The following is a 14,881-nucleotide window of genomic DNA, read 5'->3' on the forward strand; positions in this document are numbered from 1 at the left end:
AATTACCTCGTGGCTTCTGTGGGGGCGGATTCGGTGGCATGGTTTGCGCGGACCGGGTGTGTGGGGACAGCGTCAGCGCCGGCCGGGTACTCGATGACGTGGCAGAGGGCGTCCAGCGCGCCGTCGGAAAGCCGCTGGACGACGTCGGGCAGTCCGGTGAGGGGGGACGAACCGGTGAGGAACACGTCGAACCCGGGATCCCTCAGCAGCGAGACGGCGAGCCGGAGCCGGTCGGCGTTGGTGCGCCGGTGGCGGCGTGCGCGGGCCACGACGCCGACCTGGCTGGCGCGGATGGACAGCCGGCGGGCGTGGAAGTCTTCGCCGAGCGGCACCGTGACTTTGCGGTCGGCGTACCAGGACATTTCGATGACGTCACCGTCGTCGCCCGCGAGCTGCAGGGCCCGCTCCAGGCCTGCCTCCGACGCGGAGCAGTGGATCACGATGTCGCAGTCCGGCAGGGCGTCGTCGGGGTGGCTGAACTCGACGCCGAGGGTATCGGCGAACGCCCGTTTGGCGGGGTCGACGTCGACCAGCTGCAGCCGTGCCAGCGGGAACGAGGCCAGGAGCTTGGCGACCATGCCGCCGACGAGTCCGGCGCCGATCACGGCGACGCGGTCCCCGAGCCGGGGCCCGGCCTCCCAAATTCCGTTGATCGCGGTCTCGACGGTGCCGGTCAGGACGGCGCGGCGGGCGGGGACATCGTCCGGGACCACGGTGAGCTTACCCACCGGCACGACGTAGCGGTCCTGGTGCGGGTAGAGGCAGAAGACGGTTGTGCCCAGCCACTCCGCCGGTCCGTCCTCGACGATGCCGACGGAGAGGTAGCCGAACTTCACCGGGGACGGGAAGGAGCCCTCCTGGTTCGGGGCGGCCATCTCCTGAGCCACGCATTCCGGGACGCGGGCGTTGTGCACGACAAGTTCGGTGCCCTTGCTGATGCCCGTGAACAGGGTGCGGACGAGCGCCTCGCCGGGGCCGGGGGCGGGCAGGTCCTCGCGCCGGAGCTCCCCCTTCCCGGGGCCGACGGTCCAGTAGGCGGTGGCGGTAGCGGGCTGTTGGTCTGAGTGAGTCATCTTGCTGACGAATCTAGTCCCCTGCCCATGCGCGGGGAAGTCCCGGAGGTCCGGGCGCGCCGCGGTGGGCGGTCTGCCCTTCGCTGCGTTCGGTGCCCCGGACCCGCCGTTTTGTGGATGAGTGCTTTGCTCCGGTACCCTAGTCAGGTTGGTGACGTGTCCGAGCGGCCGAAGGTGCAACACTCGAAATGTTGTTTGGTGAAAGCCAACGTGGGTTCAAATCCCACCGTCACCGCGAAACAGAACGGCCCCGCATCCCTTTATTTGCAAGGGATGCGGGGCCTTTCTCTTGTCCGAAATCAGCCCCGTGGGCACATTTTGGGCACATTCGCCAGAGAGACGGCATGATCCAGAGCGTCTGAAACGGCGTCCAGGTCCGAGTCAAACAGGTCCGCGTAAATATCCAACGTCATGGCCGCCGAGCTGTGCCCCAGCATCTTTTGGACCACCTTGACGTTAGCGCCGGCCGACACGGCGAAGCTCGCGGCCGAGTGCCTCAAGTCGTGGGGAGTGATCCGCGGGACGCCGGCCCGCTTCACCGCTCCGGCAAACCAGCTCATATTGTCCGCATGCACCCGCGCCAGCCGTAAGTGGTGCCCGTTTTCCCCAGGGAACACCAGATCATCCCGGCCCTTGCCCTCGCATTGGTGCGCCAGCTGCTCCACCAGGAACCGCGGGAAGGGCACTGTCCGCTTCTTATGGTTCTTCGGAGTGCCAACCTCGATCACAGATCCGACCTGCACCGCGTTTTCCTCGATCATCAGCCGGCGCCGCAGCATGTCCAGATGCTTGACCCGCAGCGCCGTCGCCTCACCCCACCGGATACCGCAGTAGGCCAGCACCAGCACCAAGCCCGGATACTTGCTCGCGGCCGCCAGTGCGTGCACCTGCTCATGGCTCAGGTAGACGTGGGGCTTCTTCACCTTCCGAGGCAGCGAGACGCCACGCGCCGGATTGCTGAGGGTACGCCGATCGCTCACGGCGTCGTCCAGGACGGCGGCAAGCACTCCGTAGGCCCGGATAACCAGCGTCGCCCCTTTGGGCTTCCTCGGCGGCGTCGCGTCCGGATCTCCAACCGTCAATTCGGACACCCACTGCTGCACAGCGGTTCTCCGCACATCGGCCACGGCCACACTCCCCCACGCTGGCAGCACATGGACTCTCCAGGCAGATTCAATCGGCCTGTACGCGGACGGCTTCAAATGGGTCTGCCGAGCCAGCCACGCGGCCCCCAGCGGCCCTATCAGCGCCTTGGCAGCGGTAGCGTCGATGAACTCCCCGCGGGCCTTAGAGACCTCCACCGACGCCAGGAACAACTCAGCGTCGCGCTTGGTCCGGAAACCCCGCTTCTTGGTTTGGGTCCGATCCGGCTTCCGGTAGCGGACCTGATACCGCTTGCCCGCCGTAGTGTCGTAGGGCTCAATCGTCGCCAACGTCGCGCACCCTTTCGGCCACGGACTGGACCTCGTGAGAAAGGGTCTCCATCCGGTCCAGCAGCTCCCTCAGTTCCGGGCTGCCAGCTCCAGGGAAAGCAGGCCGCGACCGTGCTCGCCGTTCCGCTCGCTGCCCGGCCGTCTCCGTATCAGCGCCATGAAGGGGCATGATGCCGTCTGCCCAATGCCAGAGCTCCTGAAAATCGACTTCCCCCACGGCGGTGGCCGGCGGCGCTTCCCCAGGATCAACATGCGGGAGCAGGAGGCTATTCGGCGGTACTCCTAGCGCTACGGCCAGCGCCATAAGGTCATCGGCGTCAACCCTCCGCTCGCCCGCCTCGATCCGGCGCAACCCAAGAGGGGGTATCGGCCGGCCAAGCTCCCCCAGCTGTTCCGATAGCTCTTTGTACTGCATGCGGCCACGCAACCGCGCGACGTTTTCACGCACGTATTCTCCCGTGGGCCCCAGGGGATTCTTCTTCTCTGCCATGCCCACATTCTGACAGATCAAAATGATCTATCAAAGATCTACTTGTTTCAAACACTCCGGCCGTGTATCTTGATTCTCAGGCGATCAAAACGATCGCTGAGATATCAAGGAGATCGCCATGGATGAACTGTTGACCCCGTCCCAGCTGGCCCTGAAGCTGCACAAGCCGGCCGCTTCACTGGCGCAGTGGCGCTACAAGGGCATTGGCCCCAAGTTCGTCAAGATTGGCAGCGCGGTCCGCTACCGTGCCAGCGACGTAGAGGCATGGCTGGACGCGCAGACGCAGACCCAGACCGGCCAGGCACTCGCCAGTGCCTAGACGCAGACCGCCGGCAGCTGCCCGCAGACAAAGAAAGAGCGCCCCCGGTGTTGTCGCCAAACAACCCACCGGAAGCGCTCGCAGATCCACTACCCACCAAGAGCAAGGAATCGCTATGAAGGACTCTAGCACCACCGCCCAGGGAACCACAGAGGCCCACGAGGACCGCATCCAGCGCGTGTACCTCGACACCACCCGCGACGCCAACTTCTACGGCGGCCACGTCTGGAAAATGGAGTACTCCCAGGCCTACTCCCACGCTGACCGCTGGTTCACCACCCCGCAGGCAGCCGACGAATACGCAGCCGAGCAGGAGGGCTTCCGCCTCGCGCTCGCCGCCAGGCAGGAACCGCCGGCAGGCTTTGTCCCTGACTCCGGATGCGGGATCTGTAGCCCTTGCGACTGCCCCCAGACGTTTTCCGGCCCGCACCTGTACGCCCAGGATGGCTCCATGGGCATCACCACGGCGTGGAGCGCCGCTGACGGCGTGGAGTTCTACATCGACCAGCGCCCGGGCGCGCGCCTCGACCTCGCCGCCGCCAAAGCCCTCCACCAGCTGCTAGGCGCAACCATCCTCGAAGTTGAGGACGTGACCGCATGAGCGAGACACTGACCACCGCCCCGGCGCTCGCCGGTCTCGATCCAGCCAGCGCCGAGGTACTGGAGGAATGGACCTACAGCATGCAGGCCCAGGACCTGAGCCCCAAGACCATACGAGAGCGTCTGATCCTCATGCGGACGGTAGGGCGGGAGGTTGGGCCTCTGCTGACGCTGACGAAAAGGGAGCTTGTCCGGTGGATGGCCGGCAAGACGTGGGCCAGCTCGACGCGGGCCCAGCGTCGCGCAGACTTCCACACGTTCTTTACCTGGCTGCAGGATGAGGACCACCGCGTGGATAACCCGGCGGCCAAGCTCCCCAGGGTAGCGACGCGCTCTGTCGCCCCGAACCCGTTCACGGTGGACGAAATCAACACCCTGCTGAATGGCGGCATCTACCGCCGGACTCGCGCCATGGTTGCGCTGCACTACTACCTAGGCCTGAGGGTCTCGGAAATAGCTCGAGTCCACGGCCGCGATATCAACCGCGCTACCCGCACCCTGAAGACCATCGGCAAGGGACGGAAGGAAGTAACGCTGCCTATCCCTGATCCGCTGTGGGAGCTTGCCCAGTCCATGCCTGAGGACGGCTATTGGTTCCCGAACTACGTTGCCAACAAGCTCTTTGCCGCAGGCGAAGGGCACGTCATGGGCAACTCAATCTCCGGTGTTCTCAGCGACGCAATCAAGCGCGCCGGCCTCGACCACCGGCCCCACCAGCTGAGGGCGGCCACGGCCACGGAAATGCACCGTGCCGGCGTGAGCGCTTTCACGATCCAGAACGGAATGAGGCACTCCATGATGCAGACGACGACCAAGTATCTGTTGGTTGAGCCGGAGCAGATCCGCGCCGGCCTCGACCTGCTGCCCGCCGTCGCTATCCCGTCCAGGTCCTCGCGTGGGCATGGGCCCCGGTGAGCTGGCAGGCCCAGACGTGGGCAATCGAGAAGGGCAAGGCTTACGAGCTGGAGCCCAGCCATCGGTGGATGCTGACCATCCTGGCGAACTACGCCGACCCGGAAGGCAATGACATCTTTCCGAGCATCGCCACGCTGATGGCTGACACCGGCTTTGGGGAGAACACCATCCGCCGCCACATCAAGCACCTGATCGCCTGTGGACTGATGGACTACGGCAACCAGGCCGCGGCGCTCAAGTACCGCGCCGGCAACCGCCCCAAGGTCTACAAACTCCTGATGGCTCCGCCAATTGACCCCCGCCATGCTGGGGGGTCCCATGCTGAGGGGTCCCAAATGTTGCCTTTGGGGGGTCCCAAGAGGGGTGCCACCGTGGCACCCAATCCTTTTAACCCAAAAGAAAAACCCAGCGCCCCGCCGGACGCCGAGTGCAGGCAGTGCGAACGGGCACGGCCGGAGTCCGAGCTGAGCGCGTCGGGCATCTGCGCTGACTGCTTGGGCATCGGCCAGCATGCAGCAGCTGAGGGAGCGTCCTACCGGGAACAGATCCGGCTGAGACGACTGGCCCACAGCGTCGGAGCTGTCCCGTAACGTCCGCCAGGAACACACCCACCCCACCAGCCAAGGAAGGAGGAAACACGATGATCAGACTCATAGCAGTCCTAGCGACGTTGATCGCGGCCATATGGCCGGCGAACCGACGCCAGGACTCCCCAGACACTGCCAAGGCCAACGGCCCGCAGGCTCTCCCCGCTGTTGAGCTGCCCCGCCAGACAGCTCCAGCCACATCACGCGCAACGGAAGCACCATCCGGCCAGATCCGCAGAGCCAGCACCCCGGACCACAGCAGCCAACCACACGGCCTAGGACTCGCCCGGGCGCCGCCAGGGCAACAGCCCCACCAGCAGCGCCGCAGGGCGGCTGCCAGTCTCGCCAGCACAGCTGACGCAGGGACGCAGCAAGCCCGCCGCTAATCAGGCCCAGGGATCAGCCTGATATCAGAACAGAATCAGCCCTGATATCAGAGCAAAAAGGTATCCCCGCGGGCGCGCGTACGGGCACGCGCCCAGGCAGGGCAGGGCAGGGCAGGGTAACGCTTGTAGATACAAGACCAGCCACCGATCAACCACCGAATCCAATCCGGATCCAGGTCAGAGGTATCCCGGATCCAGATTCGTCGGGACGGGTAGGGACGGGTCGGGTCGGTAGTCGGTAAGGGTATCCGCCTGATTCCAGTAGATCCCGGCAGATCACCTTCCCACCGGATCTAGATTTGTCGGGTCGGGTCTTGGGTCGGGACGGGTCGGGAAGCACTGGGCAGTGAGCCCACCACACACACCAGGGAGAGAGCATGAGCACCACAGCAGACAGCCGGCTATCCGAACAGGAAGCGCTCGCAGTTACCAAGGCATTGATGGAAGACAGGGACTCTGACGCTTTCCTGATGATCACTGGCAGCACCAACCCCCGGGCGCTGGCCCTCGTGGCCTGTGGCCTCGCAGCTGCAGCCCTGACCCATGGCGGCATCGACGGGGCCCGCTGGCTCGCGGAGAGACAGCAAGCGATCGCCGCCGAGAATTAGAGCCCGATTTTTTAGGAATCGGGCATGCGGGCGACCCGCGCATGTTCCATTTTATTTCCCCTCGCAGAACCCCGGGTAGCGCCCTTTTTAGTAGGGAAACCCTCTAGATCTAGGGGAAGTTGGGCCTACACGAAACCCCGGGTAGCGACCCTACAGACCATAAAGACCCACCGGAAGGACCCACCACCATGGCAAAACCACCAACCCGTTACCAGCTTGACCAGGCGCTCGCCGCTATTCGCCAGGTCTCCGGATTTCTCACTGACGGCGGACTCGATCCCGAGGGCAGTAAGGCGGCATCTCTCGGAGCCGCCGCAGAGTCGCTGGAGCTGGTTCGGAAGCACTGGACGACGGATGCCCGCCGGAAGCCCGAGAGGGCCGCAGAATCGAACACAGCCGGTTCCCTTGACGAATTGTCCGCCGATCCTGTTACGCTAATTTCAGAAGGCCAGGACAAGCCGGCAGCGCGAAACGCACCGGACCCGGAACGGCTGACTGAAACTCTCCCGGCAGAGGCGGCAGCGCGAAACGCACCGCAGAGCAGGAACTGATAACCGCATACCGCCGCTGGCAGCGCTAACCGCACCAGCTGAAGCGCCATTTCCCCAGGCGCGGCGACGTAGCAGCATCAAATTCCCCTTTGTAGCCCCCTCTCAGCGCATCCCGCGCTAACTTCAGGAGTTGATTCCTTTGTCCAAGCACCTCATTGCACTGCTGGCCGAGAAGCGAAAAACCGCTCACGCCAAGGCAACCGCCCTGCTGAACGTAGCCGAGTCCGAGACTCGGAGCCTCACGCCGGAAGAGGTCCAGACTTTCGATGGCCTCACGGCCGAGCTCGACAGCTACCGCAGCCAGGAAGGCCGGCTGAAATCCTTCGAGGACGACGTACGCAGCGCTGAGCAGTCGCTCTCTCGCATCCCCGGCGCTCCCGGCAGCTCTGAGGCCCGCGGCGTCGACCAGTCCGCCCAGTGGGTCCGGACTGAGACCATGGCCCCCGCGGCGCTGCGCTCCGGCCAGCGGTTCGCTGAGCATGATGTGGCACAGACCTACTCGCAGCGCTCCGCAGGCTCTGAGGCGGCCGCGCTGTCCCAGTTCGAGGGACTTGGGGACATGATCCGCGCCCTGGCCACCACTGGCGGCGGCTCAGCCACCATTCCCACCGCATGGAGCAGCCAGCTCATCGACCTGGCCCGGAACACCTCCGCTGTGCTGAAGGCCGGCGCGTCGATCGTTCCCATGGATGCCAAGACCGTCAACATTGGCCGCATTACCGGCGACCCCACGGCCACCTTCCGCGCTGAGGGCAGCCTGATCACAGCGTCAGACCCCACGTTCGACAATGTGACGCTGGACGCCAAGACCATGTCTTCGCAGGTCATCGCCTCCATGGAGTGGTTCCAGGACACCGACAACGGCCAAAGCCTCGTTGTCAACGCCCTGGCCAGCGCCCTGGCGCAGCGCATCGACCTCGTTGCCCTCTACGGCGGCATCGTGGCCGGTGCCGGCGCGATCAACCTGCCCACCCCGCCGAACCCCCGCGGCGTGCTGGCTGCACTGAACGCCGGCCGTCCGGCCAACGTGCTGGGAGCAGCCGCCAACGGCACGACCCAGACCGCGGCCACCTACTGGGGCGAAGTTCTGGACGCCATCTACACGGTCCGCGACTCGAACGAAGAGCCCACCGGCCTGATTTGGAACACGAAGATTGGCCGGCAGTACGCCAAGGCCACCGACACCACCGGACAGCCGCTCCAGATCCCCGCCGCCGTCGAGGATATCCCCCGGTACAGCTCCAACCAGATCCCTTCCTACACCCAGGGCACGATGGCCGGCCGCGCGACGGACCTCTTCGTAGGCGATTGGTCCCAGCTCCTGATCGGCCAGCGCCTTGGAGTCACCATCCAGGTACTCACGGAGCGCTACGCCGAAACCGGCCAGATCAGCATCATTGCTCACTGGCGCGGCGACGTTCAGCCGGCACGACTCGGAGCGTTCTCCGTCTTCAAGTCCATCCAGGGCGCAGTATGAGCACCTCTCTGACCGTGGAGCAGCTCGTCGAGGAGCTGGGCATCGACCGCGAAGAGGCCCGCAGCGTCGCCGTATCGGAAGCCCCCGCGCCGAGCAGGCGCACCAGCGCCAACCGCGTGTGTGTGGGCTACCTCAACACCACGCACCCGGACACCGGCCTCGCCGTCGTCTTCGTGCCCGGTGAGGCCCTGCCAGATTGGGCGCTCGCCGTCCAGGATGAGCGGAACGCCCCCACGGGCCCGGGAGAGGTGACGCTGGCTCACAAGCCCCTCAGGGCGACCAAGCCGGCACCAGCTCCGGCCAAGGAGAAGGCCTAACAGACCAGGCGTCAACGTCACCCGGTAGCGCTTTTGCGAGCACCTACCAGCAAAGGGAACGATGGCAGGTGCGGGGGACTTTTCACCCCCCGTTGCCCCTGCCAGCGCCGCCAGCAGAGGCCCGGACTCCCAGAGTCCGGGCCTCTGCTGTCGCAAATGACAGTGAGGATTAGATGAGCTTTCTGGAAGATTACACTGGCGCAGCGCGTGCGGCCGGCAGGCCCTGGGTTTGGTCCACGGGTATGACCGATTGGGCCCGCGACCCTGAGCTATGGCCCGGATTCCTTGAATTCGTACCACCGAACTCTCGTGTGTGGTGCGCAGGTATCGCTACCGGAGAGGAAGTGATCACACTGGCAGCCAGGACGCCTGAGTCTGTGTCCATCATCGCCACCGACATCAGGCCCGACGCCCTGGAGGCGTGCGAGGCAGGTAAGTACCCCAAAGCCATGGTTGACGCCGCTATCGCTGACGGCGACTTCACCCAGGAGGACGCCCGCAGGGCCTTTCTCCCGTCCCGCGCATCCGACGCGTGGCTGCAGGTGACTCCGGCCATCCTGGAGCGCATTACGTGGGCACGAGGGGACCTCATACGGGACCTCTATCCGGAAGTTGAACTCATCTTCTGCCGCAACACCCTGCACATGATCCCTGCAGAGGACCGGGCCTCTGTCGTCCGCCGGTTGGCGCATACCCGGACGCCGGTGATCATCGGGAAGTCAGACTTCCAGCACATGCATCAGTATTGGGCGGAGGAGTTTCAACTGGTCCCCTCGCTCATACTCTCTTAGGCGCTCGCCGTGGGCACACTTTGGGCACATTTTGGGCACATCATCCCTGAAAACGGGTGATTTGGGATGATGGAAAACCCCGAATTCTAGCGGTTTTCCGTGCCAGCTAGGGCGCGGGAGAGGTTTCAAATCCCACCGTCACCGCGGATGAGAAAGGCCCTGCTCCCCTTGTAAAAAAGGGAAGCAGGGCCTTTTGCTTTTCCGGGAGAAGACAGCGGCAACGCAGCAGTAATAAACTTCCCGCAGCGCTCCGTCTTCAGCCTCGCCGGGGCAACGCGCGTGCCGCCGCAGCAGGGCTGAGCCCCAGATCTCCCAACGTCTCATGTTGCGGAGCACTCTGGTCTTAGTGGTCATCGGCTGAGGCCATGACGCGCTTCTGCGTTTGCTTCTGTTTCGACTGCTTCGACTTGGGTCGACGATTGCCCGGCGCCGGCTTGGACCGATGATCGGCGGCCGCGGCTCGCCGAGCGGGGGACCGGCCCAGTACCGTCCGCCTAGCAAGATGCCGGCGAGGACGCCGTACGCCCTCGCATGGGGAAGGGCCAACGGGTCTGTGAGCGCGCACGCTCCATTGATCAGTGCGAGGCGCCGCCCACCGGTGAACCTGGCGTCGGCGTCGGGCCGACTGGTGCGGTTTTGCATGCGCGCTGACCAGGGCACCATCGACGTGGAGCGAGATCAACGTCCAGTAGTTCAGTAGGAACGTTCAGAGCATCACCGTGAACGCCCCGGAATGATTGTGAGACGACGCGAACCACGAGAAATGTGTAGACCACCCCTACCGCAAGGAACACCGACGCCTTAAGGAGAAGGGCACCGTCCGCACGACCGGATATCCCGGCAGTTTTGGATTACCGGTGGCCAGCCATTCCCTAGCAGGCGTAGCGACCCTAAGCTTCAAACCGGGACAGCTGCCTTTCATCAAAACCGGGGGAAAAATGCCAGATGCATGGACGTGCGACCACTGCGGCGCCAGGACAACCAACCGAAAAGTGGAATCCACCTCGCTGGGTGATCGGGCGAAGCAATTCATCACGGTCCCCTTCAAGTGCAGCGATCCACAGTGTCCCAACAGTGACCATCGGCAGCCCGGTTTGGAGTGGTGCAGTCCCGCCTGAGGCGGGAACGGTGCGCAGCTTCTCATCGGAGGGTTCGGTGGAAGGCCCCGCCGGGTCCGAAAATTCCCGCAGCTGGCTCCATCGTTTTGAGACCATGGAGCCAGCCTTTGCGGAATCCGACTCGATCGGAACACCGATGTGGTCTCTCCCCAGAAAGATGCCCGGGCCAGATCCCAACGTCAGGCTAAACGGCTTGGCTTTGACAGGCAATAGGGTTCAATTTGACTTGAAAATTCCGTCCTACTGTGGTTTATGCGACCACGCTTTTAGAATTACGTGCGCGTGCCAGCGAAATTCGCGGCAGCACTTAACCCGCCGGGATCACCACGTCCTCCAGCACCGTCCGGTCGAAAAAGCGGATCTCCCCGGTGTCCGGAAAGAACACGGGAACGACAGACGTGCTCGGGTCTTTCGAAGTTTCGTAAATTTCGGGCGCACCGCCATGCCGGCGGGCAATGGTGCCGATCAGGTCCGTGCCGCGGACGCTGACGGTTCGGTATTTGTAGCTCATTTGGGCTCCTTTAGTGACGTGGGACACAGCCTACTCCCCGCAGTCCAGCCCGCACCGGGCGCCCGGCGGTGCGTCATGGAAGACCGAGCAGCCCGCACTGGTGCACAATGCGTTCATGACCAATGACGCTCCCCGCCCGGTCTACTTCCTTTCGGACAGTACGGGCATCACCGCAGAAACGCTCGGCAACACCCTGCTGACGCAGTTCCCCGCGACCGAGTTTGACCGCATCACCATCCCCTTCATCACCACCGCCGACCAGGCCCGGGCGGTGGTCAAGGTGATCGACCACCGCGCCGCCACCGGCCTGCAGCCGATCGTCTTCTCCACCGCCGTCGGCAGCGACATCCGCCAGACCCTGGGCACCTGCGACGGGATCATCGTGGACCTGATCGGGACCCACGTCGGCCTGTTGGAGCGGGCGCTGGGAACGGAGGCCAGCGGGGAACCGGGCCGTGCCCACGGGTTGGGCAACGCCGCCCGCTACCAGTCCCGGATGGCCGCCGTCGAGTACGCCATGGAGCACGACGACGGCCAGAGCCTGCGCGCGCTCGAAAAGGCCCAGGTCATCCTGGTGGCCCCGTCCCGCTGCGGCAAGACCCCCACCACCATGTACCTGGCGCTGCAGCACGGCATCTTCGCCGCGAACTTCCCGCTGGTGGACGAGGACTTTGAGCGCGAAGGGCTCCCCCGGCCGCTGCGGCCGTTTGTTTCAAAGTGTTTCGGCCTCACCACCAATCCCCTGCGCCTGAGCCAGGTCCGCACCGAACGCCGCCGAGGCTCGCCCTACGCATCGCTGCGCCAGTGCGGTTTTGAGCTCCGCAGCGCCGAGCGGCTGTACGTGTCCCACGGGATACCTTACCTCAATTCGGCCAGCGTCTCGGTGGAGGAAATGGCCGCCACCATCCTCCAAAAAATGAACCTCAAGCACTAGGACAACAGGTCCACGAGTGTTGCGTGGACCACATCATGTGGAAACACCGGCCTAGACCTGTCACTGTGGACAAGACTTGCGCCTTCAAAACGGCGATCGCCCCACGCGGGGCAGCGATACCCCATGCCACCATCTGCAAAGGAGCAGCAACCATGACGACAGACATCCTGTGGTTCTCAGAACTCGGTCTCAAGGACCTGGATCGGGTGGGCGGCAAGAACGCCTCCCTCGGCGAGATGGTGCAGAACCTGACTTCTGCCGGCGTCCAGGTGCCTGACGGCTTCGCTACGACAGCCGACGCCTACCGCGTCTTCCTGGCCGATTCCGGCCTGGACCAGAAGATCGCCGACCGGCTGGTCGGGCTGGACACCGACGACGTCACGGCCCTGGCGGCCGCGGGCAAGGAAATCCGCGCGCTGATGCGCGAGACGCCCTTCCTGCCGGACTTTGAAGCGCAGATCCGCGCCTCCTACCAGAAGCTGGTGGACAAGCACGGCGGCTCCGAAGATCTCTCCTGGGCCGTGCGCTCCAGCGCGACGGCGGAAGATCTCCCCGATGCCTCCTTCGCGGGGCAGCAGGAAACCTTCCTGAACGTCCGCGGGATCGAGAATATCCTGGTGGCCATCAAGGACGTCTTCGCGTCCCTCTACAACGACCGGGCCATCGCCTACCGGGTGCACCACAAGTTCGAGCACGCCGAGGTGGCGCTCTCGGCGGGCGTCCAGCGTATGGTACGTTCCGACGTCGGCGCCTCCGGCGTCATGTTCACCATGGACACCGAATCCGGGTTCCAGGACGCCGTCTTCGTCACCTCCTCCTACGGACTGGGCGAGGCCGTCGTCCAGGGCGCCGTCAACCCGGACGAGTTCTACGTCTATAAGCCCGCACTGGAGGCCGGCCGCCCGGCCATCCTCAAGCGCGGACTGGGCGAAAAAGCCCTCCAGATGACTTACACGAGCAACCGCGAAATCGGCCACACCATCGACTTCGTGCCTGTGGAGGCGTCCCTCCGGAACCGCTTCAGCCTCACGGATGACGACGTCGAGCAGCTCGCCCGCCACGCCGTCGCCATCGAGAACCACTACGGACGCCCGATGGACATCGAATGGGGCAAGGACGGGATCGACGGCGGCCTGTACATTCTGCAGGCACGCCCGGAAACCGTGCAGTCCCGCAGGACCTCCGGCAGCCTGAGCCGCTTCCGCCTCAACGGGACCGGCAAAGTCCTGGTCGAAGGCCGCGCCATCGGCCAGCGCATCGGCGCCGGCAAGGTCCGGATCCTCACCTCCATTGACCAGATGGCCGCGTTCAAGACCGGCGACGTCCTCGTCGCGGACATGACCGACCCCGACTGGGAACCGATCATGAAGCGCGCCTCCGCCATTGTGACCAACCGTGGCGGACGCACCTGCCACGCGGCGATCATCGCCCGGGAACTGGGGATTCCCGCCGTCGTCGGCACCGGCGCCGCCACCGATGTGCTCTCCGACGGGCTCGAGGTGACCGTCTCCTGCGCCGACGGCGAGACCGGCGTCATCTACGAGGGCCTCCTGGACTTCAGCGTCGAGGAAACCGAAATCACCCAGCTGCCCGAGGCCCCGGTGAAGGTCATGATGAACGTCGGCACCCCCGAGCAGGCCTTCACGTTCGCCCAGCTTCCCAACCACGGCGTGGGCCTGGCCCGGCTGGAATTCATCATCAACCGGCAGATCGGCATCCACCCCAAGGCACTGCTGAACCTGGACGAGCAGCCGGACGAGGTCATTGTGGAAATCCGGGAGCGGATCGCGGCCTACGCCAGCCCGCGCGAGTACTACATCAAGCGCCTGGCAGAGGGCGTGGCGACCATCGCCGCGGCGTTCGCGCCGGAGCCGGTGATTGTGCGGATGTCTGACTTCAAGTCCAACGAGTACGCCAACCTCATCGGCGGGCCCGCCTACGAGCCGCACGAAGAGAACCCGATGATCGGCTTCCGCGGCGCCTCCCGGTACCTGGAGCCGTCCTTCCGGGACTGCTTCGACCTGGAGTGCGAGGCCCTGTCCTTCGTCCGCAACGAGATGGGCCTGACCAACGTCAAGCTGATGATCCCGTTCGTGCGCACCCTGGACGAGGCCAGCGGCGTGATCGACCTGCTCGCCGAGAACGGACTTCGCCGCGGCGAAAACGGCCTCGAGGTCATCATGATGTGCGAACTGCCGTCCAACGCCCTGCTGGCCGACGAGTTCCTGGACTACTTCGACGGCTTCTCCATCGGCTCCAATGACATGACCCAGCTGACCCTGGGCCTGGACCGGGATTCGGCCATCGTCGCGAACAGCTTCGACGAGCGCAACCCGGCCGTCAAGAAGCTCCTGAGCATGGCCATCAAGGCCTGCAAGGCGCGCGGCAAGTACGTGGGCATCTGCGGCCAGGGGCCCAGCGACCACGCGGACTTCGCCGAATGGCTGGTCGAGGAGGGCATCGACTCCGTCTCGCTGAACCCCGACACCGTGGTGGACACCTGGCTCCGGCTCGCCGGCGCGGCAGCCAGCTGACGTTGTCACCACGCACCGCCGGCTGACACGGTTGAGAGACACGCTCAACTGACACGCTGTCGGCGCAGAGAGACACCCCGGTCATAGGACCGGGGTGTCTCTTTGTGCCCGGCCGCCCTCCGCCGCCACGGCGCCGCGCGGCGGGCCGCCGGAATCCCGGAACAGCTGCTGGACTGCTGCACAAGACCGACCCGGCGCCGCCGTCAATTAGTCCATTGAGCGACGGCCCCCGCCCAC

The 14,881-nt window shown here is 64.9% G+C and carries 14 protein-coding genes and 1 tRNA gene; 11 read left to right on the forward strand and 4 right to left on the reverse strand.

What is annotated here, in order from left to right; translation table 11 throughout:
• Positions 1-2: 2 nt before the first annotated feature.
• Positions 3-1,073, reverse strand: coding sequence for a dehydrogenase (locus QK291_RS00180; RefSeq protein ID WP_282377956.1), 1,071 nt, complete (start codon positions 1,071-1,073; stop codon positions 3-5).
• A 150-nt stretch (positions 1,074-1,223) separates the two neighbouring features.
• Here QK291_RS00180 and QK291_RS00185 point away from each other — a divergent pair.
• Positions 1,224-1,308 (forward strand) — tRNA-Ser (locus QK291_RS00185).
• Between the two features lie 64 nt (positions 1,309-1,372).
• On the opposite strand, the gene QK291_RS00190 is transcribed toward QK291_RS00185, so the two are convergent.
• Together QK291_RS00190 and QK291_RS00195 are read right to left on the reverse strand one after the other, a co-directional pair.
• Positions 1,373-2,506, reverse strand: coding sequence for a site-specific integrase (locus tag QK291_RS00190; RefSeq protein ID WP_282377958.1), 1,134 nt, complete (start codon positions 2,504-2,506; stop codon positions 1,373-1,375).
• Positions 2,493-2,996 carry a helix-turn-helix transcriptional regulator gene (locus QK291_RS00195; protein WP_282377960.1) on the reverse strand — a complete coding sequence of 168 codons (504 nt, stop codon included), beginning with the start codon at positions 2,994-2,996 and terminating at the stop codon, positions 2,493-2,495. The genes QK291_RS00190 and QK291_RS00195 overlap by 14 nt, the downstream gene beginning before the upstream one ends.
• Before the next feature lie 118 nt (positions 2,997-3,114).
• Here QK291_RS00195 and QK291_RS00200 point away from each other — a divergent pair, with 118 nt between their 5' ends.
• From QK291_RS00200 to QK291_RS00235, 8 genes are all read left to right on the forward strand, one after another.
• Positions 3,115-3,315: a helix-turn-helix domain-containing protein gene (locus QK291_RS00200; protein ID WP_282377962.1), complete on the forward strand. Its 201-nt coding sequence runs from the start codon at positions 3,115-3,117 to the stop codon at positions 3,313-3,315.
• A gap of 115 nt (positions 3,316-3,430) precedes the next feature.
• On the forward strand, positions 3,431-3,916 hold the full coding sequence (locus QK291_RS00205; protein WP_282377964.1) for a hypothetical protein: 486 nt from the start codon (positions 3,431-3,433) through the stop codon (positions 3,914-3,916).
• The gene (locus QK291_RS00210; protein ID WP_282377966.1) at positions 3,913-4,830 is read left to right on the forward strand and encodes a tyrosine-type recombinase/integrase; all 918 of its coding nucleotides are present in this window, start codon (positions 3,913-3,915) and stop codon (positions 4,828-4,830) included. Before QK291_RS00205 ends, QK291_RS00210 begins: the two co-directional genes overlap by 4 nt.
• A complete protein-coding gene (locus tag QK291_RS00215; RefSeq protein WP_282377968.1) occupies positions 4,827-5,420 on the forward strand; it encodes a helix-turn-helix domain-containing protein in 594 nt (197 codons plus the stop codon). Before QK291_RS00210 ends, QK291_RS00215 begins: the two co-directional genes overlap by 4 nt.
• A 760-nt stretch (positions 5,421-6,180) precedes the next feature.
• Positions 6,181-6,411 carry a hypothetical protein gene (locus tag QK291_RS00220; protein WP_282377970.1) on the forward strand — a complete coding sequence of 77 codons (231 nt, stop codon included), beginning with the start codon at positions 6,181-6,183 and terminating at the stop codon, positions 6,409-6,411.
• A gap of 690 nt (positions 6,412-7,101) precedes the next feature.
• Entirely contained in the window at positions 7,102-8,439 is a 1,338-nt protein-coding gene (locus QK291_RS00225; protein ID WP_282377974.1) for a phage major capsid protein, read from the forward strand.
• Positions 8,436-8,756, forward strand: coding sequence for a hypothetical protein (locus QK291_RS00230; protein ID WP_282377976.1), 321 nt, complete (start codon positions 8,436-8,438; stop codon positions 8,754-8,756). The genes QK291_RS00225 and QK291_RS00230 overlap by 4 nt, the downstream gene beginning before the upstream one ends.
• Before the next feature lie 242 nt (positions 8,757-8,998).
• Positions 8,999-9,547 carry a CheR family methyltransferase gene (locus QK291_RS00235; protein ID WP_282377978.1) on the forward strand — a complete coding sequence of 183 codons (549 nt, stop codon included), beginning with the start codon at positions 8,999-9,001 and terminating at the stop codon, positions 9,545-9,547.
• Between the two features lie 1,425 nt (positions 9,548-10,972).
• Here the strand turns inward: QK291_RS00235 and QK291_RS00240 are convergent.
• Positions 10,973-11,176 carry a hypothetical protein gene (locus QK291_RS00240; RefSeq protein WP_282377980.1) on the reverse strand — a complete coding sequence of 68 codons (204 nt, stop codon included), beginning with the start codon at positions 11,174-11,176 and terminating at the stop codon, positions 10,973-10,975.
• A 115-nt stretch (positions 11,177-11,291) separates the two neighbouring features.
• On the opposite strand from QK291_RS00240, the gene QK291_RS00245 reads away from it, so the two are divergent.
• Positions 11,292-12,110 (forward strand): pyruvate, water dikinase regulatory protein, encoded by an 819-nt coding sequence (locus QK291_RS00245; RefSeq protein WP_282378892.1) that lies wholly within the window; start codon positions 11,292-11,294, stop codon positions 12,108-12,110.
• Positions 12,111-12,262: 152 nt separating this feature from the next.
• A complete protein-coding gene (gene ppsA / locus QK291_RS00250) occupies positions 12,263-14,644 on the forward strand; it encodes a phosphoenolpyruvate synthase (RefSeq protein ID WP_282377981.1) in 2,382 nt (793 codons plus the stop codon).
• The last annotated feature ends 237 nt before the right edge of the window (positions 14,645-14,881 follow it).

It is taken from the genome of Arthrobacter sp. AL12, from assembly GCF_029960645.1.
Lineage (GTDB): Bacteria > Actinomycetota > Actinomycetes > Actinomycetales > Micrococcaceae > Arthrobacter.